Below are 26,370 nucleotides of genomic sequence, written 5' to 3'. Positions count from 1 at the left end.
AGCAGCGCAGGCGGAACGCGGACCCCACCCGGCGGACCGGGCCCGGCGCCGAGGCGCTGGACGATCAGGACCCGGGCACCGCGGCGCAGGCCGCCGCCGTGGAGAACCTGCTGCGCTGCTGGGTCCGCGAGACCGGTTCGCGCGCCCCCGCCGACGGCATCCTGCGCATCCCGCTCCCCGCCAGCGGCGCCTCACTGCTCGTCCCGGTCCGCTACTGGTCCCCGACCGGCTGGCACCGCTTCGGACCGCCCCGGCTCGCCGAGGCGCCCGCGGACGCCCCGCCCGTCGACGCCGTCACCCTCGCGGCGCTGCTCACCAGGGAGGGCCCCGCCGCCGACGGCGGCGATCTCGTGGCCCGGGTCGCCGACAGCCTGCGCCGTACCGCCACCTTCATCCGCTACCGGCGCGAACACCCCGCCGACGGCCCCGACCTCTTCCTGAGCGCCGAGCAGGCCCTCCTCCTCGGCCACCCCCTGCACCCGACCCCCAAGAGCCGGGAGGGACTGACCGAGGGGGAAGCCGCGCTGTACTCGCCGGAGTCGCGCGGAGCCTTCCCGCTGCACTGGCTGGCCGTGGCCCCCGCCCTGCTCGCCACCGAGTCGGCCTGGACCGAGCGCGGGCGCCCCGTCCCCGCCGACCGCCTCACCCGGCACCTCGCGGGCACCGCCCTGCCGCTGCCCGCCGGCCACACCGCCCTGCCCCTGCACCCCTGGCAGGCCCGCGAGGTACGGCACCGCCCCGCCGTCGCCGCCCTGCTCGACGCGGGACTGCTCAGGGACCTCGGCCCGCACGGCCCCGTCTGGCACCCCACCTCCTCCGTCCGCACCGTGCACCGTCCCGGCGCCCCCGCGATGCTCAAGCTGTCACTGGCCCTGCGGATCACCAACTCCCGCCGGGAGAACCTGCGCAAGGAACTGCGCCGCGGCGTCGAGGTGCACCGGCTGCTACGCACGGGGCTGTCCAGGCAGTGGGCCGCCGTCCACCCCGGCTTCGACATCGTGCGCGACCCGGCATGGCTCGCCGTGGACGACCCGGACGGCCGGCCCGTGCCCGGGCTGGACGTGGTGATCAGGCACAACCCGTTCACCCCGGCCGAGGACGCCGGCTGCCTCGCCGGGCTCGTCTCGCCCCGGCCGCTGGCCGGGCCGGACCCCGGCGACGCGGCCGCCGGGCACCCGCCGGCCATGCGGTCCCGGCTGTCCCTGCTGGTGGCGCGGCTCGCCGCCCGCACCGGACGGCCGCCGGCCGCCGTCGCCGCCGAGTGGTTCCTGCGCTATCTGGAAGAGGCCGTCCGCCCGGTGTTCTGGCTGGACGCGGAGGCGGGCGTCGCCCTCGAAGCCCACCAGCAGAACACCCTCGTCCTCCTTGACGGCGACGGCTGGCCCGCGGGCGGCCGCTACCGCGACAACCAGGGCTACTACTTCCGCGAGTCCCGGCGCGCCGAACTCGCCGCCCGGCTGCCCGGCATCGGCGCACACAGCGACACCTTCGTGGCGGACGAGGTCGCCGACGAACGCTTCGCCTACTACCTCGCCGTCAACAACGTCCTCGGCCTGATCGGCGCCTTCGGCTCCCAGCACCTCGCCGACGAGCGGCTGCTCCTCGCCGCGTTCCGCCGCTTCCTCGCCGGCCTCGCCACCGGACCCGCGGCCCTGCGCACCCCCCTGGCCGCCCGGCTGCTCGACTCGCCCACCCTGCGCTGCAAGGCCAATCTGCTGACGCGGCTGCACGGCATGGACGAACTCGTCGGCCCGGTCGACACCCAGTCCGTCTACGTCACCATCGCCAACCCCCTGCACCGTTGAACCACTTCGTCAGCGCAGAGCGGAGCGCACCGTGTCTCCCACCCTCGCGGCCACCGATCTCCTCGACCGCCTCCACGACTGGGGTCCCGTGCACACCCCCGTCGGCGTCTTCCGGTTGACGCCCGTACTGCTCGACCGGGACCTGCCGCTGGTGCACGGCTGGATGTGCGACCCCGCCGTCGCCGAGTTCTGGGAACTGGCCGGGCCCAGGTGCCTGACCGAGCACCATGTGCGCGCCCAACTCGACGGCGACGGACGCAGTGTGCCGTGCCTGGGCGTGCTGGACGGGACCCCGATGAGCTACTGGGAGATCTACCGCGCGGACCTGGACCCGCTGGCCCGCCACTGCCCGGTCCAGCCGCACGACACCGGCATCCACCTCCTCCTCGGCGGCGCCGGGGACCGGGGCCGGGGACTGGGCTCCGCCCTGCTCCGGGCCGTGGCCGACCTCGTCCTCGACCGCCGGCCGGACTGCGCGCGGGTCGTGGCGGAACCGGATCTGCGCAACACCCCGTCCGTCGCCGCGTTCCTGCGGGCCGGCTTCCGGTACGCGGCCGAGGCCGACCTGCCCGGCAAGCGGGCCGCGCTGATGATCAGGGACCGGGAGCTGCGCGATGTGCTGTAGCGACACGTGATCGGGGGGTCACCATGGGCGGGAACGGCATCCGTTTGTCGGTGCCGGGCCGTAGGGTTGGTCGGGCTATGACGAAGCCCTCACTCTCCGAACTCCTGCATGCCGCCGTCACCGCCGTCGGCGGCACGGAGCGCCCCGGCCAGGTGACCATGGCCGAATCGGTCGCCGAGGCGATCGACGACGGATCCCATCTGCTGGTCCAGGCCGGCACCGGCACCGGAAAGTCGCTGGGCTACCTGGTGCCCGCGCTCGCGCACGGAGAACGGGTGGTCGTGGCGACGGCCACCCTCGCGCTCCAGCGCCAGCTGGTCGAGCGCGACCTGCCGCGCACCGTGGACGCCCTGCACCCGCTGCTGCGCCGCCGCCCGGAGTTCGCGATGCTCAAGGGCCGCTCCAACTACCTCTGCCTGCACCGGCTGCACGAGGGCATGCCCCAGGACGAGGAGGACGGCCTCTTCGACCAGTTCGAGGCCGCCGCGCCCACCAGCAAGCTGGGCCAGGACCTGCTGCGGCTGCGGGACTGGTCGGACGAGACCGAGACCGGTGACCGCGACGACCTCACCCCGGGCGTCTCGGACCGCGCCTGGGCGCAGGTGTCGGTGTCCTCGCGGGAGTGCCTCGGCGCCACGAAGTGCGCGTACGGCGCCGAGTGCTTCGCCGAGGCGGCCCGCGAGCGCGCCAAGCTCGCCGAGGTCGTGGTCACCAACCACGCGCTGCTGGCCATCGACGCCATCGAGGGCGCCCCGGTGCTGCCCCAGCACGAGGTGCTGATCGTGGACGAGGCGCACGAACTGGTCTCCCGGGTCACCGGCGTCGCCACCGGCGAGCTGACCCCCGGCCAGGTCAACCGTGCCGTGCGCCGCGCCGCGAAGCTCGTCAACGAGAAGGCCGCCGACCAGTTGCAGACCGCCGCCGAGGGCTTCGAGCGGCTGATGGAGCTGGCGCTGCCCGGACGGCTGGAGGAGATCCCGGAGGACCTGGGGTACGCCCTGATGACGCTGCGGGACGCCGCCCGTACGGTGATCTCCGCGATCGGCGCCACCCGCGACAAGTCGGTCCAGGACGAGGACGCCGTCCGCAAGCAGGCGCTGGCCTCGGTCGAGACGGTGCACGACGTGGCGGAGCGGGTGCTGAACGGCTCCGAGTGGGACGTCGTCTGGTACGAACGCCACGACCGCTTCGGCGCCTCCCTGCGCGTCGCCCCCATGTCGGTCTCGGGCCTGCTCAGGGAGAAGCTGTTCGCGGACCGCGCCGTGGTCCTCACCTCCGCCACGCTCAAGCTGGGCGGCGACTTCAACGGCGTCGGCGCCTCCCTCGGGCTCGGCCCCGAGGGCGTGGAGGGCGAGGACCTGCCGCAGTGGAAGGGCGTCGACGTCGGCTCGCCGTTCGACTACCGCAAGCAGGGCATCCTCTACGTCGCCAAGCATCTGGCCCGGCCCGCGCGGGACGGCGAGCGGGGCGACATGCTCGACGAGCTGACGGAGCTGATCCAAGCGGCCGGGGGGCGCACCCTCGGGCTGTTCTCGTCCATGCGGGCGGCCCAGCTCGCCGCGGAGGAGCTGCGTTCGCGCATCCCCGAGTACCCGATCCTGCTCCAGGGCGAGGAGACGCTCGGCGAGCTGATCAAGAACTTCGCGGCCGATCCCCGGACCTGTCTGTTCGGCACGCTGTCGCTGTGGCAGGGCGTCGACGTGCCCGGGCCCAGCTGCCAGCTGGTCGTCATGGACAAGATCCCGTTCCCGCGCCCCGACGACCCGCTGATGAGCGCCCGCCAGAAGGCGGTGGAGGACGCCGGCGGCAATGGCTTCATGGCGGTGGCCGCCACCCACGCCGCCCTGCTGATGGCCCAGGGAGCCGGCCGGCTCGTGCGCGCCTCGGGGGACCGGGGCGTGGTCGCCGTACTGGACCAGCGCCTCGCCACGGCGCGCTACGGCTCCTATCTCAAGGCGTCGCTGCCCGACTTCTGGTACACCACGGACCGCGACCAGGTCCGCAGGTCGCTCGCGGCGATCGACGCGGCGGCGAAGCAGACGGAGGCCGCGGAAGCGCAGTGAGCGGGGCCCAGGGCACAAGGCAGGGCCCCGGAACCGGCGCAGAGGTTCCGGGGCCCGGTCAGGGAGGGCGAGCGGGGTCCGCTCGCCGCGGGCGTCACACGCGCCGCAGTACGGCGACCACCTTGCCCAGGATGGTGGCGTCGTCGCCGGGGATGGGCTCGTAGGCCGCGTTGTGCGGGAGGAGCCAGACGTGGCCGTCCTCGCGCTTGAAGCGCTTCACGGTGGCCTCGCCGTCGAGCATGGCGGCCACGATGTCGCCGTTCTCGGCGACCGGCTGGCGGCGGACGGTGACCCAGTCGCCGTCACAGATCGCCGCCTCGATCATGGAGTCGCCGACGACCTTGAGGACGAACAGCTCGCCGTCGCCGACGAGCTGGCGGGGGAGGGGGAAGACGTCCTCGACCGACTCCTCCGCGAGGATCGGGCCACCGGCGGCGATCCGGCCGACCAGCGGGACGTACGACGCGGCGGGCTTGCCGCTGGTGTCCGTGGGCTGCACGGACACGGCCTGGTCGGAGCCGCGCACCTCGTACGCGCGCGGGCGGTGCGGGTCACGGCGCAGGAAGCCCTTGCGCTCCAGTGCCATCAGCTGGTGTGCCACGGAGGAGGTGCTGGAGAGGCCGACAGCCTGGCCGATCTCCCGCATCGACGGCGGGTAGCCCCGCCGCTGCACGGAGTCCCTGATGACCTCGATCACCCGGCGCTGCCGATCGGTGAGCCCCGAGCTGTCCGCCCGGATGCCTGGAGGTCGGCCCGGCAGGGAGCGCTTGTGCCCCTCGGGATTCGTGGCTTCGTTCATCGCGTGTACCGGCTCGACTCGGCCCTGGGAGCGGTCCTGGGCGGTGATGGTGGCACTGTCTGCGGTGGTGGTCACGTCGGCCCCTCTCGATGGTCTCCCTGCTGGACAACGGTAGTTGCTTTCGAAAGGTTGCGCCAAACACACGTTCGAGTGAAAAAGTGCGATTCACCTGTTGCGATCGTGTGTTTCGGTGTATGGGCTGACGCGGCACCGGGCGGGCAAAAGCGTTCGTCGTTGTACGTTGTCGGTCTGCCCCGCCGGGGTTGCCGACCTCGTGGGTGCTTCCCCAGTCTGCCATCCGGAATCCGGCCCACCGGGACCAGGGGGCCGTTCTGCGCCGGAGTCCTACGCATCCTCCGTGCGGCGCCCACCGTATCTCCGTAAGCCTCACAGCGGTACGGACGCGCGCCCGCGTGTCCGCGCGAGGGTGCCCTGTCGCGGCGGTTCCCGCGCGACACGCGATCCGGCCTCGGAGAATGAGTCGATCCCCACATGTAGTGGTTGGATGGCTACAGCAGCCCACAAGTTGTGGTCCCCCCGGTCCGGGGCGGCTCCACCATCGCCTATGCTTAGGGCTGCTTCGCGGGTCCTGTGGGACTCGTGAGGCCATCGAGTCTGCTGTGAGGAGGGTTGGAGATCATGCACTGCCCCTTCTGCAGGCACCCCGACAGCCGTGTGGTCGACAGCCGTACGACCGACGACGGCACGTCGATCCGCAGGCGCCGCCAGTGCCCCGACTGCTCCCGCCGTTTCACGACCGTGGAGACGTGCTCGCTCATGGTGGTGAAGCGGTCCGGAGTCACCGAGCCCTTCAGTCGTACGAAGGTCATCAACGGTGTGCGCAAGGCGTGCCAGGGACGGCCGGTCACCGAGGACGCGCTCGCCCAGCTCGGCCAGCGGGTCGAGGAGGCGGTGCGGGCCACCGGGAGCGCCGAGCTGACCACCCATGACGTGGGGTTGGCCATACTCGGCCCGTTGCAGGAGCTCGACCTCGTCGCCTATCTGCGGTTCGCCTCGGTCTACCGGGCGTTCGACTCGCTCGACGACTTCGAGGCCGCCATCGCGGAACTGCGGCAGGCGGCGCAGTGCGCCGGCGCGGACGAGGGCGGCGGGACGGACCCGGCCGCGGGATGCCGGGAGGACAAGCGCGGGACGGGCGGGACCCCCCAGGTCCCCGAACCCGCGCACGCCGCCGACTGAGCGGCCACGGAGACCGGGAGAGGGCCCGGACTCCTGCCGCGAGGCGGCGACCAAGACCTGTTGCGGGCGGCAGCTGAGGGTGCCCGCAACACATGACAGAACACCGTGCCACGGGAACAATCGGGGCACTTCAGGGCGTTTTTGCCCGTACAGGGAGGCGGCATGACAGAGACGGCGAGCGGTCCGGCACGAGGTTCCCGCGCCAAGGGCGGCAAGGCGGGAAGCAAGGGGCTGCACATCGAGCGCATCCACACCACCCCCGGCGTACACCCGTACGACGAGGTCGAGTGGGTGAGCCGTGACGTCGTCATGACCAACTGGCGCGACGGCTCGGTCAACTTCGAGCAGCGTGGCGTCGAGTTCCCCGAATTCTGGTCGGTGAACGCGGTCAACATCGTCACCAGCAAGTACTTCCGGGGCGCCGTCGGCACCCCGCAGCGCGAGACCAGCCTCAAGCAGCTGATCGACCGCATCGTGAAGACGTACCGGAAGGCCGGCGAGGACCACAAGTACTTCGCCTCGCCCGCCGACGCCGAGATCTTCGAGCACGAGCTGGCCTACGCCCTCCTGCACCAGATCTTCAGCTTCAACAGCCCCGTGTGGTTCAACGTGGGCACGGCGCAGCCGCAGCAGGTCTCGGCCTGCTTCATCCTGTCCGTCGACGACTCCATGGAGTCGATCCTCGACTGGTACAAGGAAGAGGGGATGATCTTCAAGGGCGGCTCCGGTGCCGGCCTGAACCTCTCCCGCATCCGCTCCTCCAAGGAGCTGCTGTCCTCCGGCGGCAACGCCTCCGGCCCGGTCTCCTTCATGCGCGGCGCCGACGCGTCCGCCGGCACCATCAAGTCCGGTGGCGCCACCCGCCGCGCCGCCAAGATGGTCGTGCTCGACGTCGACCACCCCGACATCGAGGACTTCATCGAGACCAAGGTCAAGGAGGAGGAGAAGATCCGCGTCCTGCGCGACGCGGGCTTCGACATGGACCTGGGCGGGGACGACATCACCTCCGTCCAGTACCAGAACGCCAACAACTCGGTCCGGGTCAACGACGAGTTCATGAAGGCGGTCGAGGACGGCGGCAACTTCGGGCTGCGCGCCCGGATGACCGGTGAGGTCATCGAGGAGGTCGACGCCAAGGCGCTCTTCCGCAAGATCGCCGAGGCCGCCTGGGCCTGCGCCGACCCGGGCATCCAGTACGACGACACGATCAACAACTGGCACACCTGCCCCGAGTCCGGCCGGATCACCGCGTCGAACCCGTGCAGCGAGTACATGCACCTGGACAACACGTCCTGCAACCTGGCCTCGCTGAACCTGATGAAGTTCCTCAAGGACGACGGCGAGGGCCACCAGTCGTTCCAGACCGAGCGGTTCCAGAAGGTCGTCGAGCTGGTCATCACCGCGATGGACATCTCGATCTGCTTCGCGGACTTCCCGACCCAGAAGATCGGCGAGAACACCCGCGCCTTCCGCCAGCTCGGCATCGGCTACGCCAACCTCGGCGCCCTGCTGATGGCCACCGGTCACGCGTACGACTCGGACGGCGGCCGCGCCCTGGCCGGCGCCATCACCTCGCTGATGACCGGCACGGCCTACCGCCGCTCCGCCGAGCTGGCCGCCGTCGTCGGCACCTACGACGGCTACGCCCGCAACGCAGACGCCCACAAGCGCGTCATGAAGCAGCACGCCGACGCCAACGGCACCGCCGTGCGCATGGACGACCTGGACACCCCGGTGTGGGCCGCCGCCACGGAGGCCTGGCAGGACGTGCTGCGCCTCGGCGAGAAGAACGGCTTCCGCAACTCCCAGGCGTCCGTCCTCGCCCCGACCGGCACCATCGGTCTGGCGATGTCCTGCGACACCACCGGTGTCGAGCCCGACCTCGCGCTGGTGAAGTTCAAGAAGCTGGTCGGCGGCGGCTCGATGCAGATCGTCAACGGCACCGTCCCGCAGGCCCTGCGCCGCCTGGGCTACCAGGAGGAGCAGATCGAGGCGATCGTCGCCCACATCGCCGAGAACGGCAATGTGATCGACGCCCCCGGTCTCAAGCAGGAGCACTACGAGGTGTTCGACTGCGCCATGGGCGAGCGCGCCATCTCCCCGATGGGCCACGTCCGCATGATGGCCGCGATCCAGCCGTGGATCTCCGGCGCCATCTCCAAGACGGTCAACATGCCGGAGACGGCGACCGTCGAGGAGGTCGAGGAGATCTACTTCGAGGCCTGGAAGCTCGGCGTCAAGGCGCTCGCGATCTACCGCGACAACTGCAAGGTCGGCCAGCCGCTCTCCGCCAAGAAGAAGGACGAGAAGGCCGAGATCGCCGAGAAGGCCGAGGACACGATCCGCACGGCGGTCGAGAAGGTCGTCGAGTACCGCCCGGTCCGCAAGCGCCTCCCGAAGGGACGTCCCGGCATCACCACGTCCTTCACCGTCGGCGGCGCCGAGGGCTACATGACCGCCAACTCCTACCCGGACGACGGTCTCGGCGAGGTCTTCCTGAAGATGTCGAAGCAGGGTTCCACCCTCGCCGGCATGATGGACGCCTTCTCCATCGCCGTCTCCGTCGGCCTTCAGTACGGCGTGCCGCTGGAGACCTACGTCTCGAAGTTCACCAACATGCGCTTCGAGCCGGCCGGCATGACGGACGACCCGGACGTGCGGATGGCGCAGTCCATCGTGGACTACATCTTCCGCCGCCTGGCGCTGGACTTCCTGCCCTTCGAGACCCGCTCCGCGCTCGGCATCCACTCCGCCGAGGAGCGCCAGCGTCACCTGGAGACCGGTTCGTACGAGCCGGCCGACGACGAGGTCGACGTGGAGGGCCTGGCCCAGTCCGCGCCGCGCGCCCAGGAGCTGAAGGCCGTCGCCGCGCCGAAGGCCGAGACCGAGGCGGCCAAGCCCGCCCCGAAGCAGGCGCACACCAGCGCCGAGCTGGTCGAGATGCAGCTGGGCATCCAGGCCGACGCCCCGCTGTGCTTCTCCTGCGGTACGAAGATGCAGCGCGCCGGTTCCTGCTACATCTGCGAGGGCTGCGGCTCCACCAGCGGTTGCAGCTGACGGCCCGCCGCTGACGTGCTGAAACGCTGAAGTGAGGGGCGCCGACCACCGGTCGGCGCCCCTCATCCGTGCCCGGGGTGTCGTTCAGGAACGGTGGGCCCGCCCCATGACACGGGTGAACGTGTCGGGGTCCTCGTCGAAGCCGTGGACGCCCGGACGGAAGTTCCACTCGCCGGCGTCGTTGCGTACGAACTCGGCGATGGTGGCCGCCGTGGCGTCGCGGACCGAGGTGAAGTCGTCCTCGGAGAGCACGGTGTAGCCCTCCCGGACGCGCATGGCCGGGTTCAGCACCTCGCCGAACGTGCGGCGCACGGGCTGCTGCTGGATGACGACGCCCACCACCACGCGCGCGTACCGCTCGCTGAGCCGTTCCAGCTCCAGCGTCATGACCTCGTCCCAGCCGAAGCCGCGTCCGTCGGTGCTGTCCCGGTTGAGGAAGATGGTGCCGTCCGGCGAACGGCTGTCGAAGTGCACCAGATACGCCGGCGCGCCGTAGGCGTCGCCCGACTCGAACGTCGCGGCGATGATGTCGAGATCGGTGGGCGCCTGTCCCGTGGGACTGGGGTCCCACTTGAGCGCGACCTCGACCTTGTGCAGTCCCTTGCTGAATCCGGTCACCGGGCCTCCCCTTCCCTGTGGGCACGTCGTCCCCAACTCCCGTGAGGTCGGGGATGCTTGCCCATCGTGCCATGCACACGGGGGTGTGTGCGCGGGCGAACTCCCGCGGAGCGTGACCGGCGCCACGCCCGGTGGCCTTACGATGGCGCGGTGCTGGTCAAGTGGATTCGCTGCACCGTGGTGGACCGCCGGGGGTTCGAGCGGGGGCAGCGGAAATGGGCGGGGCTTCTGGGAGAGCCGGGATTCCGGGGACAGGGCGGAGGGTGGAGCCGGCAACGGCCGGGGGTGGCGCACGTCGTCGCCTTCTGGGAGAGCCGCGCCTTCTACGACTCCTTCATGGCCCGCTCCCACGACCGGCTGGCGGCGGCCCAGTCCGGCACGTTCAAGGACGCCCAGGTCAAGCTGTTCGAGTACCGCTTCGACGTGAAGACGGGCTTCGAGCCGCGGTTCACCGACGCCGACCTGCTCAGGCTGGCCCACTGCCGGGTCCACGAGGAGCGGGTGGAGCACTTCACGCTGATGCAGGAGAAGGTCTGGAACCCGGCCGTGGCGGGCTCGCCCGGCATGATCCGCGGGATGTTCGGCGAGGGGCCCGGGCAGGAGTTCCTGATCCTGTCGATGTGGCGGGCGGCCGCCGAGCACGGCAAGTACCGCACCGAACGGGTGGAACGGCTCGCGCTGCGCGCCCAGACCGAGGCGGACATCGCCGCGCTGACCGGGGACATCGTGGACATGGAGCCGTCCTGGACGGTGTGAGCGAACCGGTCCGGTCCCCGGTCCGGCGCAGGGTCCGGATGTCCGACCGAACCGGTTGGAAAATCAAACGTGTGACCTACGCTGTATGGGCCCCGCCCGAGTGCCCGCCCGCCCGCCGCTCGCCCTAGGGCTTTGGCATGGCACGACCACGGCGCATCGTTCTTGTCCGGCACGGCGAGTCAACGGGCAACATCGACGACTCCGTGTACGAGCGGGAGCCGGACCACGCCCTGGCGCTGACCGAGCGCGGCCGGCGGCAGGCCGAGGAGACCGGCAAACGGCTCCGGGAACTGTTCGGTCCGGAGCGCGTGAGCGTGTACGTCTCGCCGTACCGGCGTACCCACGAGACGCTGCGCGCCTTCCAGCTCGACGCCGACCTCATACGCGTGCGCGAGGAACCCCGGCTGCGCGAGCAGGACTGGGGCAACTGGCAGGACCGCGACGACGTCCGCCTGCAGAAGGCCTACCGCGACGCCTACGGCCACTTCTTCTTCCGGTTCCCGCAGGGCGAGTCCGGGGCCGACGTCTACGACCGGGTCGGCGGCTTCCTGGAGAGCCTCTTCCGCAGCTTCGAGGCCCCCGACCACCCGCCCAACGTGCTGCTGGTGACCCATGGACTCGCGATGCGGCTGTTCTGCATGCGCTGGTTCCACTGGACGGTCGCCGAGTTCGAGTCGCTGGCCAACCCCGGGAACGCCGAGATGCGGATGCTCGTGCTCGGCGACGACGACAAGTACACGCTCGACCGGCCCTTCGAGCGCTGGCGCGAACCGGTGCCGGACTGGGCCACCGGATAGAGTGGCAGAGCCATGACCGCACCTTTCTCCCCCCGTGGACGCCATGAGCGCGCCCTGGCGAGCCTGCGCGGACTGGCCGTCGGGGACGCCCTGGGTGCCCAGTTCCTCGTTCCCGCCCGTCACGCCCTGCTGAAGCGGCGCGAGCTGCCGCCGGGGCCCTGGCGGTGGACCGACGACACCGAGATGGCCTGTTCCGTCCTCGCCGTGCTCGCCGGTCACCAGCGTGTCGACCAGGACGCCCTGGCGCGTTCCTTCGCCGACCACCACGATCCGGACCGGGGCTACGGCCCCACGGCGAGCCGGCTGCTGGCCCTCGTCCGCGCGGGCGAGGACTGGCGCGGGCCCGCGGCGGCGCTGTTCCACGGGCGGGGCTCCTGGGGCAGCGGCGCGGCGATGCGGACCGCGCCCCTGGGCGCCTGGTACGCGGACGATCCGGAGCAGGCCACCCATCAGGCGGAGATCTCCGCCTACCCCACCCACCAGCACCGGGAGGCGGTGGTCGGGGCCATGGCGGTGGCGGCGGCCGCGGCGCTGGCCGGTGCGCCGGACGGTCCGCCCGGGCCCGGGGAGCTGCTCGACGGCGTCATCGCGCTCGTGCCGAAGAGCGCGGTCGGGCAGGGGCTGCGCCGTGCCCGGGACATGCTCGACTACGGTGACGCGACCACCGTCGCCGCCGTACTGGGATGCGGGCGCCGCAGGACCGCCCATGACACCGTGCCCTTCGCCCTGTGGTCCGCCGCGCGGAGCCTCGGCGACTTCGAGGCGGCGTTCTGGACGACGGCCCGGGTCGGCGGCGATGTGGACACCACCTGCGCGATCGTGGGCGGGGTGCTCGCGGCGGGGAAGGCGGCACCGCCCGCCGAGTGGTCGCGGCGGGCCGAGGCACTGCCGGACTGGGTGCCGCGGGAACTGTGACGAGGGACGGCCGGGAGGGGCCGGAGTGGGGGTCCGGCTCGGCGGCGGGCCCGGACTCCCCGGGTACGGCGGGGATTTCACCGGCTGCCGCGCGCCCCGCCCGTCAGACGTGGTGGGCGTGTTCCACGGTGGCGATGCCGTGCAGAAGCACCTTCAGCACCGCCTGCAACTCGTCGTCCAGCTCTCCGGCCCGCCCGTTGTGGGCGTGCTGGGACCAGCGGTACAGGGCGCCGAAGTAGACGTCCCGCAGCAGGTTGCCGACGCGCTCGGGCACGAGGTCGGGGGCGAGTTCACCGGAGCGGGCGCCGGAGGCGACGATGTCGGCGAATATCTCGGCGACGTACGGTTCCTCGCTCAGCGGCCGGCCCGCCTTCACCCAGGCGGAGAGCATGGCCGCGGTGACCTCCTGCTCCTCCTCGTTGATCCGGGCCAGTACCGACATACATCGCACCAGCTGGGCGACGGCGTGGGAACCGTGGACGTCTTCCTGTTCCAGATAGGTGAGCAATTTGGTTCGCCGCTCCTCCCCCCAGGCGCTGATGACGTCTTCCTTGCGCTGGAAGTAGTTGAAGAACGTACCCCGCGCGACATCGGCGCGTTCCGCGATCTCGTCCACCGATGTGCGGTCGTAGCCCTGCTCCGTGAACAGAGACAACGCGGATGAGTAGAGGCGTTCTTTGACGCGCTGTTTGTTGCGTTCGCGTCGACCGGGCGACTGCGTCCCGCCTGACGGACCAGGAGCCATGTTCATCTCCGCTTCACGGGGCTGACAACGCTGAGTAGCGTCTAGGTCTTGACATTGATTTTTATACCACAGTCTAACTATGGGGGCGAGTATTACTTCCGGATAAGTACCGGGGCCGTCACGCCAGTTGGGCGTGACGGCCCCGGAACTGTCTGTCGGACCAGGTCACACGGGCGCGGGCGCCGCCGCCAGGTCCCGGGCGATCCGCTCCAGGCTCTCCGCGCCCAGCAGCCGGCCCGCCGTGATCTCGACGCCGCAGCCGGTCCGGAGCCGCTCGCGCAGCTGGACGGCCATCAGCGAGTCGAGACCGAGATCGCGCAGCGACCGGCGGGGGTCCAGCTCGGCCCGGGCCACCCCGAGCACCTCGGACGCCGCCGTGAGCACGGCTTGCGCCGGGTCCGCGCGCACGGTGGCCGCGGCCTCCGCCACCGCGTCCTCAGCTCCCCTGGCCGTCGTCGCCCCGGCCGGGGCCGCGGCGCGGTGCTCCGCCCCGCGCGGCGCGGACGGCCGGGCCGCGCCCTCGCCGAGCCGCAGCGCCCGCCGGGACGCCGGTGGCCGGATCATGGTGGCGAACCGGGACAGCAGCGGACGCGCGGGGCCGCGCCGGGGCGCGCCCAGCCGGACCGGCAGCGCGCGCACCAGGGAGGCCGCCGGGCCGGCCGGCCGCCCCGGGCGCCGCAGGCCGATCCCGCGGAACTCCGCCAGCACCCGCCCGTCCCCGTCGAGCACCAGCACATCGCCGCGCGCCTGCCGGGCGTCGGACCCGGGGGTGACGACGGCCAGGCTCCACAGGTCGTCCGTCAGCTCGCCGTACAGCTGCACACTGTCGAAGCCGGTCGGCACGAAGCCCCGGTCCTCCTCGCCGCGGCGCGAGCGCGGCCAGGCCGCGACCAGCGGCAGCAGCACCGCCTCCCACAGCCCCGGCACCGGTTTGGCCGGCCGGATCCGGGCCACCGCCTCACCGCGCCGGCACCACACCTGCTCCACCGCGCCGGACGTCTCGCCGATCTCCAGCCCGAAGGTACCGGCCAGTTCCCGGAATCCGGCGGCGGACAGGTACGTGTGGCAGCGGGCCAGGGCGCCGTCCAGCTCGCGGGGCGCCCGGCGGCCGTCGCTGTCGTCCACCGGGGACAGCGACGCGGTCGCGCAGAAGGTCCGCTCGGCGGTGCCCGGCCGCTCCAGTTCGACGACGGCCCGCCATCCGTCCCCGGCCCGTTCCAGGGCGACGGCCAGCACGGCGGCCGAGGGGTCGGCGAGGACGACCGGAGCGGGGGCGAGCCGGACGTCGCGCACCGCGTACATCGTGCCGGGCAGCTTCTCGGCGGCCGCGTCGAGCACCGCGGCGATCTGCACGGCGGGCGGCAGCACGGTCAGGCCGCCCACGCTCAGCTGCTCCGCCCACGCGGCGATGCCCCACCGGCCCAGCTCCACCCGGCTCTCCAGGACGGTCCGCGCCGGGCGCGGGACGGCCGGGGCCTGCCGGAACTCGGTGCGCTCCCACGGGTAGTGGGGCAGCGGCACCGGCCGCACCGGGTGGCCGTACCACCGCGTCCAGTCGATCCGGCCGCCCGCGGCGAAGAACCGGCCCGCGGCGCACACCAGTTCGGCCGCCTCGTCGGTGTTGCGGCGCAGCGAGGGCACGGCGGCGCCGGGCGCGCCGTCGTGGGCGAGGGTGTCGGCGACCGAGGCGGTGAGCACCGGGTGCGGGCTGATCTCCAGGAAGACGTGTTCCACCGTGTCGTTCGCGCAGAGCCCGGAGACCGCCTCCCGGAACCGCACGGGCTCGCACAGGTTGTCCGCCCAGTAGCCGGCGTCCAGTTCCGGTCCCGCCAGCTCGGCGCACCGGACCGTGGAGAACAGCCGGGTGGCGGCCGCGCCGGGCGTCAACCCGGCCAGTTCGGCGGCCAGTTCGGGATGCAGGGGACGCATCTGGGGGGAGTGCGAGGCGACGTCGACGTCCACCAGCCGGCACAGCACCCCCTCGGCCTCCAGCCGGGTGGTCAGTTCCGCGAGGGCCCCCGGGTCGCCCGCGAGCACCGTGCAGGTGGGGGAGTTCTCCGCGGCCACGCACACCGAGGGCGTGCGGGAGACGGCTTCACGGGCCCGGTCGGCGGACAACTCCACGACGAGCATGGCGCCTCCGCCCGCCACGCGCCGCATCAGCCGACTGCGACGGCAGATCACCGCCGCCGCGTCCCGCAGCGACAGCGCGCCGCTGACACAGGCCGCCGCCACCTCTCCCATGCTGTGCCCCACGCACACCTCCGGCGCCACGCCGAGGTCCCGCCAGGCCGCCGCCAGCGCCACCTGCACCGCCCACAGCGCGGGCTGCACGATCTCCACCCCGCCGGGGAAGCGATCGGCGTCCGTGGTCAGCAACTCCTCCACGGACCAGCCGAGTTCCTCGCCGATGGCCTGGTCGCAGGCGCGCAGGGCGGTCCGGAACGCCTCGTTGGAGGCGAGCAGGCCACGGCCCATGCCGAGCCACTGCGAGCCCTGGCCGGAGAAGACGAAGACGGCGCGCCGCGGGCCGCTGAACCCCGCCTCGCCGATGCCGCCGTGCGGGCTCTGCTCACCTGCCGCCAACGCACGCAGTACGTCCGCGAGTTCGTCGTGCGAGGTGCCGGTGGCCCAGAGCCGGTGCGGGCCCGCGTCGCGGCGCGTCGCCGCGGTCGCGCAGATGTCCGCGAGCGACTGCTCGCGACCCGCGCCGTCCGGGCCGAGGTGGTCCGCGTACGCCCCGGCCAGCCGGCGCAGCGCCGCGGCCGAGCGAGCGGAGAGCACAAGGAGATGGGGGCCGGGGAGCGCGGGCACCACCTGGTCGGCCGGCTGCCGGTCGTCGATGAACTCGCCCACGACGACGTGGGCGTTGGTGCCGGACAGCCCGAAGGAGCTGACGCCCAGCAGGGCCTGGGGACCGGCCTTGTCGAGCGGGGTGTTCTCGGTGACGACCGAGACGGCCGGCCGCTCGCCGGTGAGCAGCGGGTGCGGGTCGGTCAGGTGCAGCGAGGCGGGGATGACGCCGTGGCGGGCGATCAGCACCGCCTTGATCAGCCCGGCGATGCCGGCGGCGGCCTCCGCGTGTCCGATGTTCGTCTTCACGGAGCCGCAACGCAGCGGCCGTTCACCGCCCGTCGCCTCCGCCAGCGCGCGCAGCTCCACGGTGTCGCCGGTCGGCGTCCCGGTGCCGTGCGCCTCGACGTAGTCCAGCTGGGCGGGTTCGATCCCCGCGCTGCGGCAGGCGTCGCGCAGCATCTGGGCCTGGCCGGACACCGAGGGCTTCAGCAGCAGCCCGCTGCCCTGGCCGTCGTTGGTGACCGCGCTGCCGAGCAGCAGGGCGAGCACCGGATCGCCGTCGCGCAGCGCGTCGGGCAGCGGCTTGAGGACGACCGCGCCGACGCCCTCGCTGCGCACGAACCCGTCGGCCGAGGCGTCCCCGAACCGGCACCGCCCGTCCGGCGACAGCATGCCGCCCTGCGAGTAGGCGATGGAGTCCTGCGGGGACACGATGATGTTGACGCCGGCCGCGATCGCCAGGTCGCTCTCCCCGGTCAGCAGGCTCTGCCGGGCGGTGTGCACGGCCACCAGCGAGGAGGAGCACGCGGTGTCCAGCACCAGGCTCGGTCCGCGCAGGTCGAGCGCGTAGGAGACCCGGCCGGCGGTGACCGCGCGCAGCCGGCCGCCCACGGTGTCGCGGACGCCGGGGCCCTCGGCCGGCTGCCCGGATTCACCGTATTCGGCGGTGGCCTGACCCACGAAGACGCCGGTACGGGAACCGGCCAGACCGGACGGCGCGATGCCCGCCGATTCGAGGGCCTCCCATACGACGTGCAGCAGGATTCTCTGCTGCGGATCCATGCTTTTGGCCTCGACCGGGGATATCCCGAAGAAACCCGCGTCGAAGGAGAAGGCGTCGTCCAGGAAACCGCCGTCCCGGGAGACGGTCTTGCCCGGGCTGGGCGCCCGGCCTGAGTAATGGTCGTCGATGTTGAACCGGTCCTCGGGAATCCGGGTCACGGCCTCGGAGTTGGCCATGAGCAGATCCCAGAATTCGCCGGTGCTGTTGGCGCGGGGGAAACGGCATCCCATACCGATGACGGCTATGGGGGTGCCACCTGCGCACGAGAAGCGCTCCACGTACGTTCACCTTCGATCAGGGCCGATTGAGAACAAACACGACCGCCTCGCCGCAGAAGCGGACAAGGCGGGTTGAGGTGCGCGGTGCAAGTGCGATGCAAACTTACACCCCCAACCAAGATTGACCCAGAGGCTCATAACTGTGTCTCAGATTCTGTTTCGAATCGTGAGACCACGTGGGCTAGTTGGTGATGATCTGTCCGGATTTTCTCCGTCTTGACTGTGATCCAGGTCACCGAATACTTGTACTTGCGTCTTCTTATGCATGTCAGTCTACTCTTGTCTCGGCGTTTATAAATGATCACCAGGCCACGACGGGGGAGCAGTGATGTCCGACGCACCGTTAAGGTCCAGAGCCGTCGCGTACGCCGACGACGGCACCGATCCCATCGACGTACTGCCGGACTGGTCCGAGGCGCTGGCCGGGGTCGTCGACCTGTCGGCGCGCGAGCGCCAGGTGTTCCTGATGCTCGGCGCCGGCCATTCCAACCGCAGCATCGCCGCCCGGCTCCGGGTGACCGAACGCACCGTCAAGGCGCATGTCGCCCAAGTGCTGAGCAAACTCCGGGTGGAATCCAGGCTGCAGGCGGGTCTCGTCGCCCACGCCTACCGCGTCATGAACGAAAGTCCAATTCACAGCCGGCGCCACGCGGGATAGAAAAGTTCCCGGCGCACCGCTCCGGATCGCGCCGGAGAGGCTGAGCCGTCCCCGTGGCGGCCAGGGGGTTCACCATGCCCTGCTGGCCTCCGCTTTGCCGCGGCACCGTGTGCAGCACGCCGTCGGCGAAGTTCACTTTCCCATTCCCTCCGCGGAATTCCGCAGCCATTTCGGCCTGCGCTGCCGGAACGCCCACTCCCCGAACAAGGAGATGACGCGTGTCCCTCACCGATGTCGAGACAAGAAGCGCCCGTTCCAAGGACGCACCCGACCCCGTCGATCCCCGGGAGACCATGCGGGCCCTGCCCGGTTTCCTCCAGTACCCGCTCACCGTCTTCACCGGCAAACCGCTGTCCGAGCAGACCGGGCTGCCGTGGACCCCGACCTTCCACCTGGCGGCGGCGGTGTTCGCCATGCTCGCCGGCACCGCCGTCGGCTCGGCCGCCTGGGCGCTCGGCGGCTGGTGGCTCCTCGCCCTGCTCCCCGGCTGGGCGCTCACCCTGCACGGCCTGCGCAATCTGCGGATGATGGTCTACCACCAGTGCTCGCACCGGAACATGTACCGGCGCCGCCGCCTGGACACCGTCATCGGCCGGGCCATCTCCAGCCTGCTGGTCATCCAGAACTTCGAGCGCTACAGCCGCGAGCACGTCAGCGACCACCACGCCGCCCACCACATGACGCTGCGGGACCCCACCGTCCAGGCGTTCCTCGTCAGCCTCGAACTGCGCCCCGGGATGACGCGACGCCAGATGTGGCGCCGGGTCGTCGGCAAGCTCCTCTCCCCGCGCTTCCACCTGGCCTTCTCGATCTCCCGCGTGCGCTCCTTCTGGAGCACCGCCGCCCGCAGCGAGCGGGTGACCGCGGTCGTGCTCTACACGGCCCTGGCCGCCGCCACCATCGCCACCGGCACCTGGCCCGCCCTGCTGCTCGCGTGGTTCGTGCCGCTGCTGCCGCTGTTCCAGGTCAGCAACACCCTGCGGCTGTGCGTCAAGCACACCTTCCCCGTGGCCGGCACCGAAGTCAGGCGCGGCCGCGACTACTTCGCCGGTCTCACCAACGCCATCTTCATCGGCGAACCCGCCCCCTCGGCCGCGCAGCCGGCCGGCCGCCGCGCCCTCGCCTGGGTCCGCTGGGCGCTGCGCATGCTGTTCGTGCACGCCCCGACCCGCTACCTGGTGCTCACCGGCGACACCGTGGTCCACGACTACCACCACCGCTACCCGTCCAGCCGGGAGTGGGCCGACTACCTCTTCGCCCGCAAGCGCGACATCGAGTCCGGCCACAAGGGCTGGCCCGAGTACCACGAGGTGTGGGGGCTGGTCCCCGCCATCAACTACGTCTTCGACTCCCTGGCCGTCGCCGACCCGGCCGAGTACGACATCGCCCGGCTCCCGCACGTGAGCAAGCGCGAGCTCTTCGCGGCCTTCGACGACTGAGACCCCGTACCGCCCCCGAGACCCGCACCATCCGCCACCTCCCACCCAGAGGAGCCCCCATGCAGCAGCGGAAGATCATCCTGGGCGTGGCCGCGAGCGACGCACACGCCGTGGCCAACCACCTGATCGCCCACGCCCTCCGCGGCATCGGCTACACCGTCGTCAATCTCGGTACCTGCACCCCGGTCGAGGAGTTCGCGGAAGCCTGCCGGGAGCATCCCGATGCCGAGGCGGTGGTCATCGGGAGTCTCAACGGCCATATCCACGAGGACCTCCGGGACCTGGCCGCCACCAAGGCCGAGGGCGCGATCCGGTGCCCCGTCATCGTCGGCGGCAACCTCTCGGTGGGCAGCAAGAAGGACCCCGCCGCCCTGGAGCGGCTCTACCGGCTCGGCGTCGACCGCATCGTGAACGACCCGGCCGCCCTGCCCGCCGTGCTCGACGAACTGCGCGCCACCCGCCCGGTGGCCGAGCCGCTGCTGGCCGTGTCATGACCAGCAAGATCGTCCTCCTCGGCGCGGACCGCGCCGGGGAGGCCCCCCACAGCGTCCCCGGCGCCGAATCCCTCCCGCCGCTGGAGGAATCCGTCGCCTACGTCAGGGCCCTCGGCAAGCCCACGGCCGCCCAGGTGCTCCAGGACGCCCGCGAGTCCGGCCGGGTGGCGATCCAGCCGCGCTGCGGCGTCGGCGGCCACGAGGAGATGAAGGCCCTGCTGCGGGACCTGGAGGCCCAGGCGGCACCCGACATCCTGACCCTGACCATCGACGCGCACACCCGCCTCAAGCGGTTCGAGCAGGCGCTGCGCACCCTCAACCGCGACCCCCGGGACCTCAACGGCTATCCGCTGGTCACCCACGGCTGGCAGCGCGGCCGGGACCTCAACGAATCCGTCGCCGCGCCGCTGGAGATCCGCCACGGCTCGCCCGACGCCCGCGCCCTCTTCGACGTCTCGGTGGCCTCCGGGATCACCTCCTTCGAGGGCGGCGGCATCTCCTACAACCTGCCCTACTCCAAGGCCGTCCCGATCGCGGAATCGCTCGCCGCCTGGGAGGACGTGGACCGGGTGTGCGGCCGGCTCGCCGAACTCGGGCTCATCATCGACCGGGAGCTGTTCGGCACGCTGACCGCCGTCCTGGTCCCGCCGTCGATCAGCCTCGCGATCAGCGTGGTGGAGGCCGTGCTGGCCGCCCGGGCCGGGGTGCGCTGCATCTCGGTGGCCTACCCGCAGAGCGGCCACCTGGTGCAGGACGTGGCGGCGCTGCGCACCATCCCGCTGCTGGCCCGCCGCTACCTGCCCGAGGGCGTCCAGGTGCACGCCGTGTTCCACGAGTTCATGGGCGTCTTCCCCAGGGGCCGCGGCCACGCCGAGGACCTCATCTTCTACGGCGCGCTCGTCGCCCGGCTCGGCGGCGCCTCCAAGCTGATCACCAAGACCTACCAGGAGGCGTACGGCATCCCCGACACCCGCGCCAACGTCGAGGGGCTGCGGCTGGCCTCCCGCGCCAACTCCCCGCTGCTGGACTTCGTCGCGGTGGACGCGGACCGGGTCGCCGAGGAACAGCAGTGGATCCTCGCCGAGGTCGCCGACATCGTCGAACCCCTGCTGGAACAGCCGGACCTGAAGGCCGCGGTGGCGCAGGCGCTGGAGCGCGGCACGCTGGACATCCCGTTCAGCGCGAGCCGGTACGCGAAGTCGGAGATCATCCCGAAGCGGGACGCGGAGGGCGCCATCCGCTATCTGTCCGCCGGTTCGCTGCCCCTGTCCCGGCGGGCGTTGCGCCGCAACGACGAGCTGCTGCGCCGCAGCGAGGCCGGCGGTGCGGACCCGGGCCTCGGCTCCCTGCTGGCGGATCTGACCGGAGACATCAACTACTTCCTCACCCTGTTCGGGGAGAGCGACCGTGAGGGGACGTCGTGACCATCGCCGCGGAACCCGCCGCACCACCGCGGGAACAGAACGCCGAAGCCACCGGGGACCGCAAGGCGACCCGGGCCCTCGACCGCGTGGTCATCCGCTTCGCGGGCGACTCCGGGGACGGGATGCAGCTGACCGGTGACCGGTTCACCTCCGAGACCGCCTCGTTCGGCAACGACCTGTCGACACTGCCGAACTTCCCGGCGGAGATCAGGGCACCGGCCGGCACCCTGCCGGGAGTCTCCTCGTTCCAGGTGCACTTCGCCGACCACGACATCCTCACCCCGGGGGACGCGCCGGACGTGCTGGTGGCGATGAACCCGGCCGCCCTGAAGGCGAACACGGGCGATCTGCCGCGCGGCGCCGAGATCATCGTCGACACCGACGAGTTCACGCCCCGCAACCTGGCCAAGGCCGGGTACGACGGCTCGCCGCTGGACGACGACTCGCTCGCCGCGTTCACGGTCCACCCGGTGCCGCTGACCACGCTGACGGTGGGCGCCCTGACCGGCTTTCCACTGACCCGCAAGGAGGCGGAGCGGGCGAAGAACATGTTCGCGCTCGGCCTGCTGAGCTGGATGTACCACCGGCCGACCGACGGCACCGAACGCTTCCTGCGGACCAAGTTCGCGAGGCGCCCCGAGATCGCGGAGGCCAACATCGCCGCGTTCCGCGCCGGCTGGAACTTCGGCGAGACCACGGAGGACTTCGCGGTCTCCTACGAGGTCGCCCCGGCCCACCGGGCGTTCACCCCGGGCACCTACCGCAACATCTCCGGCAACCTCGCCCTCTCGTACGGCCTGATCGGCGCCTCCCGCCAGGCGGACCTGCCGCTGTTCCTGGGCTCGTACCCGATCACCCCGGCCTCCGACATCCTGCACGAGCTGAGCAAGCACAAGAACTTCGGCGTGCGGACCTTCCAGGCGGAGGACGAGATCGCCGCGATCGGTGCCGCGCTGGGCGCCTCCTTCGGGGGCTCGCTGGCGGTGACGACCACCTCGGGACCGGGCGTCGCCCTGAAGTCGGAGACGATCGGGCTGGCCGTGTCCCTGGAACTGCCGCTGGTCATCGTGGACATCCAGCGCGGCGGCCCGTCCACCGGTCTGCCGACCAAGACCGAGCAGGCCGACCTCTTGCAGGCGATGTACGGCCGCAACGGCGAGGCGCCGGTGCCGGTGGTGGCGCCGGCCACCCCGGGCGAGTGCTTCACCGCCGCCCTGGACGCCGCCCGGATCGCCCTCACCTACCGCACCCCGGTGTTCCTGCTGTCCGACGGATACCTCGCCAACGGCTCGGAGCCCTGGCGGGTCCCCGAGCCGGGGGAACTCCCGGACCTGCGGGTGCCGTTCGCCACCGCCCCCAATCACGACGGGGAGTTCTGGCCGTACCTGCGCGACCCGGTGACGCTGGCCCGTCCCTGGGCGGTGCCGGGCACCCCGGGTCTGGAGCACCGGATCGGCGGCATCGAGAAGCAGGACGGCACGGGCAACATCTCCTACGACCCGGCCAACCACGACTTCATGGTCCGCACCCGCCAGGCCAAGATCGACGGCATCGCCGTACCCGATGTCACGGTGGACGACCCCGGCGGCGCGGCGGACACCCTGGTCCTCGGCTGGGGCTCCACCTACGGGCCGATCACCGCGGCGGTGCGGCGGGTGCGCGCCGAGGGCGGCCGGATCGCCCAGGCCCATCTGCGGCACCTGAACCCCTTCCCCGCCAACCTCGGCGGCGTGCTGTCCGCCTACCGCACCGTGCTCGTGCCGGAGATGAACCTCGGCCAGCTCACCCAACTGCTGCGCGCCCGCTGGCTGGTGGACGCCCGGGCGCTCACCCAGGTCAACGGTATGCCGTTCAAGGCGGAGCAGCTCGCCACGGCGCTGAAGGAGGCCATCGATGACTGACACCGCGGGCGGACTGCTGCAGCTGGTCCCCAAGGCCGAGGCCAAGCAGTCGATGAAGGACTTCAAGTCGGACCAGGAAGTGCGCTGGTGCCCGGGCTGCGGTGACTACGCGATCCTCGCCGCCGTACAGGGCTTCATGCCCGAACTCGGCCTGGCCCGGGAGAACATCGTCTTCGTCTCCGGCATCGGCTGCTCCTCCCGCTTCCCGTACTACATGAACACCTACGGGATGCACTCCATCCACGGCCGCGCCCCCGCCATCGCCACCGGCCTCGCCACCTCCCGCCGCGACCTGAGCGTATGGGTCGTCACCGGCGACGGCGACGCCCTCTCCATCGGCGGCAACCACCTCATCCACGCCCTGCGCCGCAACGTCAACCTCAAGATCCTCCTCTTCAACAACCGGATCTACGGCCTGACCAAGGGCCAGTACTCACCCACCTCCGAGACCGGCAAGATCACCAAGTCCACCCCCATGGGCTCCCTGGACGCCCCCTTCAACCCGGTCTCCCTGGCCCTCGGCGCCGAAGCCTCCTTCGTCGCCCGCACCATCGACTCCGACCGCAAACACCTCACCGACGTACTGCGCGCCGCCGCCCAGCACCCCGGCACCGCGCTGATCGAGATCTACCAGAACTGCAACATCTTCAACGACGGCGCCTTCGACGCCCTCAAGGACCGCCAACGCGCCGAGGAAGCCCTGATCCGCCTGGAACACGGACAGCCCGTCCGCTTCGGCCCCGACGGCACACGCGGCATCGTCCGCGACCGGCGGACCGGAGACCTGGAAGCGGTCACCGTCACCCCCGAGAACGAGCCGGACCTCCTGATCCACGACGCCCACGCCGCCTCCCCGACCACCGCCTTCGCCCTCTCCCGCCTGGCCGACCCCGACACCCTGCACCACACCCCGATCGGCGTCTTCCGCTCCATCGAACGCCCCGTCTACGACGTCCAGATGAGCGACCAACTCGACACCGCCATCGAACAGAAGGGCAAGGGCGACCTGGCCGCGCTGCTGGCGGGCGGCGACACCTGGACGGTCGTCGGCTGACGGTTCGGCGCACCACCGGCACCACCCGCGGCACCGCACCACCGGCCGCACCGCACAACGCCTCGCGAGGCCCGGGACTCCCCGTCCCGGGCCTCGCCGCGTATCCGGCGACTCCCCTGGGATGCGCTTGCTCTCCCGCCCCGCCTGTCATGACCGTATGCCGATACGGGCATGACAGGCGGGGGCGCCCGGCGTTACCTTCGTCCCCGCGCGTACGCCGGCGCGCGAGGAGTCAGTGGGAGGGTCCGTGGCCGGGGCATCCAAGGGTGAGCACCGCATAGGTCTGCTGAACGGTTTCGCCGCCTATGGCGCGTGGGGCCTGGTCCCCCTGTACTGGCCACTGCTGAAGCCCGCCGGGGCCGTGGAGGTCCTGGCCCACCGCATGGCGTGGTCCCTGCTCTTCGTCGTCGCGGCCCTGCTGTTCGTACGGCGCTGGGCCTGGGTCGGCGAACTGCTGCGCCAGCCGAAGCGGCTGGCGCTCATCGCGGTGGCGGCGGCGGTGATCACCGTCAACTGGGGCGTGTACATCTGGGCGGTGAACTCCGGCCATGTGGTCGAGGCGTCCCTCGGCTACTTCATCAATCCGCTGGTCACCATCGCCATGGGCGTGCTGCTTCTGAAGGAGCGGCTGCGGCCCGTGCAGTGGGCGGCGGTCGCGACCGGCTTCGCCGCCGTCGTCATCCTGACCATCGGCTACGGCCGCCCGCCGTGGATCTCGCTCTGCCTCGCCTTCAGCTTCGCCACCTACGGGCTGGTGAAGAAGAAGGTCGCCCTCGGCGGCATCGAGTCGCTGGCCGCCGAGACCGCGATCCTGTTCCTGCCCGCGCTCGGCTATCTGCTGTGGCTCACGGCGCAGGGCCGCTCCACGTTCACCACGGAGGGCGCGGGCCACGGGGCCCTGCTCGCCTCGACCGGCATCGTCACCGCGCTCCCCCTGGTCTGCTTCGGCGCGGCGGCGATCCGCGTCCCGCTCTCCACCCTGGGCCTGCTCCAGTACCTGACCCCGGTCTTCCAGTTCCTCCTGGGCATCCTCTATTTCCACGAGGCCATGCCCCCCGAGCGCTGGGCCGGCTTCGCCCTGGTCTGGGTGGCGCTGCTGCTGCTGACGGGCAACGCGCTGCACGCGGCACGCGGGCAGCGGAAGGCGGCGGCCGGGCCGGCCGCCGCGGTGGACACGCCCCGGGCCAAGACCCCGGACCAGGCCTCGCTGGAAGCCTGACGGCCCCCCCCCGGCCCGGTCACCCGGCGGCGCGGGCGGCCCGGTCGGTGAGGCGGAGCATACGGGCGCGGGCGGACTCCAGGGGGCGGGGGTCCTCGGCCGCGGGGCCCGGCTCGGCGGCCAGGTCCGTCCAGAGGCCGATCAGGTCGCGGCCCAGCCGCAGGCCCTCCTCGGGGTCCCGTACCGCACGCCACGCGGTCGACGCGCTCTGCACATTGCCGTACGCCGCCTCGGCGTCCCCGGCGGTCCGGCGCAGCCGGGCCAGGTCGAGGGAGAGTTGGCAGGCACGCACCGGCTCGCCCGCCAAGTAGGCGATGTAGGCGGCCAGTTCGCGCAGGTGCAGTACCTCGGTGTGGTGGGGGCCCAGCACGGTGGAGGCTTCCTCGACCGTGTGCTCGACGAGTCCGGCCGCGTCCTCGATCCGGCCGGCCCGCACGGCCTCGTTGATCCGCGTCATCGGTTCGGTGAGCAGTTCGGCCCCTTCCCGCGTCTCGGTCACCGGGCCGTCGCCCAGCACCTCCTCGGCCACGGCGTCGAAGCCGCGGGGCGGGGTGGGGGTGGGGGGGGGCGGGGCGGTGACGCTGGCGGAGCTGACCGCGCTGGGCAAGCCCGCGGTGTTCGTGCCTCTGGCGTCGTCGGCGGGCAACGAGCAGGTCCACAACGC

Annotated in this window: 19 protein-coding genes and 2 pseudogenes; 16 read left to right on the top strand and 5 right to left on the bottom strand. The window is 71.8% G+C overall.

What is annotated here, in order from left to right; translation table 11 throughout:
* The 3 genes from FRZ03_RS23130 to FRZ03_RS23120 all read left to right on the top strand — a co-directional run.
* Positions 1-1,805, top strand: a 1,805-nt coding sequence (locus FRZ03_RS23130) for an IucA/IucC family protein (protein ID WP_398660939.1), incomplete at its 5' end; no start/stop codon positions are given.
* 31 nt (positions 1,806-1,836) lie between these two features.
* A complete protein-coding gene (locus tag FRZ03_RS23125) occupies positions 1,837-2,430 on the top strand; it encodes a GNAT family N-acetyltransferase (protein WP_146467065.1) in 594 nt (197 codons plus the stop codon).
* Between the two features lie 77 nt (positions 2,431-2,507).
* Positions 2,508-4,493 (top strand): ATP-dependent DNA helicase, encoded by a 1,986-nt coding sequence (locus FRZ03_RS23120; RefSeq protein ID WP_146467064.1) that lies wholly within the window; start codon positions 2,508-2,510, stop codon positions 4,491-4,493.
* 94 nt (positions 4,494-4,587) lie between these two features.
* On the opposite strand, the gene lexA is transcribed toward FRZ03_RS23120, so the two are convergent.
* Positions 4,588-5,367, bottom strand: a complete 780-nt coding sequence (lexA, locus tag FRZ03_RS23115) for a transcriptional repressor LexA (RefSeq protein ID WP_146467063.1) — start codon at positions 5,365-5,367, stop codon at positions 4,588-4,590.
* A 564-nt stretch (positions 5,368-5,931) separates the two neighbouring features.
* Here lexA and nrdR point away from each other — a divergent pair.
* Positions 5,932-6,492 (top strand): transcriptional regulator NrdR, encoded by a 561-nt coding sequence (nrdR, locus tag FRZ03_RS23110; RefSeq protein ID WP_146467062.1) that lies wholly within the window; start codon positions 5,932-5,934, stop codon positions 6,490-6,492.
* A gap of 162 nt (positions 6,493-6,654) precedes the next feature.
* On the top strand, positions 6,655-9,549 hold the full coding sequence (locus FRZ03_RS23105; protein WP_146467061.1) for a vitamin B12-dependent ribonucleotide reductase: 2,895 nt from the start codon (positions 6,655-6,657) through the stop codon (positions 9,547-9,549).
* Between the two features lie 84 nt (positions 9,550-9,633).
* Here the strand turns inward: FRZ03_RS23105 and FRZ03_RS23100 are convergent, their stop codons facing one another.
* Positions 9,634-10,167, bottom strand: coding sequence for a TerD family protein (locus tag FRZ03_RS23100; RefSeq protein ID WP_146467060.1), 534 nt, complete (start codon positions 10,165-10,167; stop codon positions 9,634-9,636).
* A gap of 150 nt (positions 10,168-10,317) precedes the next feature.
* Between FRZ03_RS23100 and FRZ03_RS23095 the strand changes: the two genes are divergently transcribed.
* From FRZ03_RS23095 to FRZ03_RS23085, 3 genes are all read left to right on the top strand, one after another.
* A complete protein-coding gene (locus FRZ03_RS23095; protein ID WP_146467059.1) occupies positions 10,318-10,923 on the top strand; it encodes a YdbC family protein in 606 nt (201 codons plus the stop codon).
* Positions 10,924-11,060: 137 nt separating this feature from the next.
* Positions 11,061-11,720, top strand: coding sequence for a histidine phosphatase family protein (locus FRZ03_RS23090; RefSeq protein WP_146467058.1), 660 nt, complete (start codon positions 11,061-11,063; stop codon positions 11,718-11,720).
* Between the two features lie 12 nt (positions 11,721-11,732).
* Complete coding sequence (locus FRZ03_RS23085; protein ID WP_146467057.1) at positions 11,733-12,635, top strand: ADP-ribosylglycohydrolase family protein; 903 nt, start codon at positions 11,733-11,735, stop codon at positions 12,633-12,635.
* Between the two features lie 103 nt (positions 12,636-12,738).
* Here FRZ03_RS23085 and FRZ03_RS23080 read toward each other — a convergent pair whose 3' ends face one another.
* On the bottom strand, positions 12,739-13,290 hold the full coding sequence (locus FRZ03_RS23080; RefSeq protein ID WP_261399305.1) for a TetR/AcrR family transcriptional regulator: 552 nt from the start codon (positions 13,288-13,290) through the stop codon (positions 12,739-12,741).
* Between the two features lie 255 nt (positions 13,291-13,545).
* A complete protein-coding gene (locus FRZ03_RS23075) occupies positions 13,546-17,517 on the bottom strand; it encodes a type I polyketide synthase (RefSeq protein WP_146467055.1) in 3,972 nt (1,323 codons plus the stop codon).
* 328 nt (positions 17,518-17,845) lie between these two features.
* Here FRZ03_RS23075 and FRZ03_RS23070 point away from each other — a divergent pair, with 328 nt between their 5' ends.
* The 7 genes from FRZ03_RS23070 to rarD all read left to right on the top strand — a co-directional run bounded on the left by FRZ03_RS23070 (position 17,846) and on the right by rarD (position 25,706).
* On the top strand, positions 17,846-18,175 hold the full coding sequence (locus FRZ03_RS23070; RefSeq protein WP_146467054.1) for a helix-turn-helix domain-containing protein: 330 nt from the start codon (positions 17,846-17,848) through the stop codon (positions 18,173-18,175).
* Positions 18,176-18,393: 218 nt separating this feature from the next.
* Positions 18,394-19,614: a fatty acid desaturase family protein gene (locus FRZ03_RS23065; protein ID WP_261399304.1), complete on the top strand. Its 1,221-nt coding sequence runs from the start codon at positions 18,394-18,396 to the stop codon at positions 19,612-19,614.
* A 59-nt stretch (positions 19,615-19,673) separates the two neighbouring features.
* Positions 19,674-20,108, top strand: a complete 435-nt coding sequence (locus tag FRZ03_RS23060) for a cobalamin-dependent protein (RefSeq protein ID WP_070025973.1) — start codon at positions 19,674-19,676, stop codon at positions 20,106-20,108.
* Entirely contained in the window at positions 20,105-21,532 is a 1,428-nt protein-coding gene (locus FRZ03_RS23055; protein WP_146467053.1) for a methylaspartate mutase, read from the top strand. Before FRZ03_RS23060 ends, FRZ03_RS23055 begins: the two co-directional genes overlap by 4 nt.
* Before the next feature lie 2 nt (positions 21,533-21,534).
* Positions 21,535-23,433: a 2-oxoacid:acceptor oxidoreductase subunit alpha gene (locus tag FRZ03_RS23050; protein WP_398660943.1), complete on the top strand. Its 1,899-nt coding sequence runs from the start codon at positions 21,535-21,537 to the stop codon at positions 23,431-23,433.
* A complete protein-coding gene (locus tag FRZ03_RS23045; RefSeq protein ID WP_146467051.1) occupies positions 23,426-24,487 on the top strand; it encodes a 2-oxoacid:ferredoxin oxidoreductase subunit beta in 1,062 nt (353 codons plus the stop codon). Before FRZ03_RS23050 ends, FRZ03_RS23045 begins: the two co-directional genes overlap by 8 nt.
* A 247-nt stretch (positions 24,488-24,734) precedes the next feature.
* Positions 24,735-25,706, top strand: a complete 972-nt coding sequence (gene rarD, locus FRZ03_RS23040; protein WP_146467050.1) for an EamA family transporter RarD — start codon at positions 24,735-24,737, stop codon at positions 25,704-25,706.
* Positions 25,707-25,725: 19 nt separating this feature from the next.
* On the opposite strand, the pseudogene FRZ03_RS23035 reads toward rarD, so the two are convergent.
* Positions 25,726-26,301: pseudogene (locus FRZ03_RS23035) on the bottom strand (hypothetical protein); the annotation flags it as partial.
* Here FRZ03_RS23035 and FRZ03_RS23030 point away from each other — a divergent pair.
* Positions 26,276-26,370 (top strand): annotated as a pseudogene (locus FRZ03_RS23030) (glycosyltransferase); the annotation flags it as partial. The pseudogenes FRZ03_RS23035 and FRZ03_RS23030 overlap by 26 nt on opposite strands.

Source organism: Streptomyces misionensis (assembly GCF_007896895.1).
In the GTDB taxonomy this organism is placed as follows: Bacteria; Actinomycetota; Actinomycetes; order Streptomycetales; family Streptomycetaceae; genus Streptomyces; species Streptomyces misionensis_A.
The sequence above is the reverse complement of the archived record's forward strand: the minus strand, read 5'-3'. Positions and strand labels throughout refer to the sequence as shown.

Bases quoted from the DNA above. Each gene is read 5' to 3' on its own strand.
- FRZ03_RS23060 (WP_070025973.1), top strand. From the start codon at position 19,674: ATGCAGCAGCGGAAGATCATCCTGGGCGTGGCCGCGAGCGACGCACAC.
- FRZ03_RS23045 (WP_146467051.1), top strand. From the start codon at position 23,426: ATGACTGACACCGCGGGCGGACTGCTGCAGCTGGTCCCCAAGGCCGAG.
- FRZ03_RS23085 (WP_146467057.1), top strand. From the start codon at position 11,733: ATGACCGCACCTTTCTCCCCCCGTGGACGCCATGAGCGCGCCCTGGCG.
- FRZ03_RS23090 (WP_146467058.1), top strand. From the start codon at position 11,061: ATGGCACGACCACGGCGCATCGTTCTTGTCCGGCACGGCGAGTCAACG.
- FRZ03_RS23055 (WP_146467053.1), top strand. From the start codon at position 20,105: ATGACCAGCAAGATCGTCCTCCTCGGCGCGGACCGCGCCGGGGAGGCC.
- FRZ03_RS23105 (WP_146467061.1), top strand. From the start codon at position 6,655: ATGACAGAGACGGCGAGCGGTCCGGCACGAGGTTCCCGCGCCAAGGGC.
- FRZ03_RS23070 (WP_146467054.1), top strand. From the start codon at position 17,846: ATGTCCGACGCACCGTTAAGGTCCAGAGCCGTCGCGTACGCCGACGAC.
- nrdR (WP_146467062.1), top strand. From the start codon at position 5,932: ATGCACTGCCCCTTCTGCAGGCACCCCGACAGCCGTGTGGTCGACAGC.
- FRZ03_RS23120 (WP_146467064.1), top strand. From the start codon at position 2,508: ATGACGAAGCCCTCACTCTCCGAACTCCTGCATGCCGCCGTCACCGCC.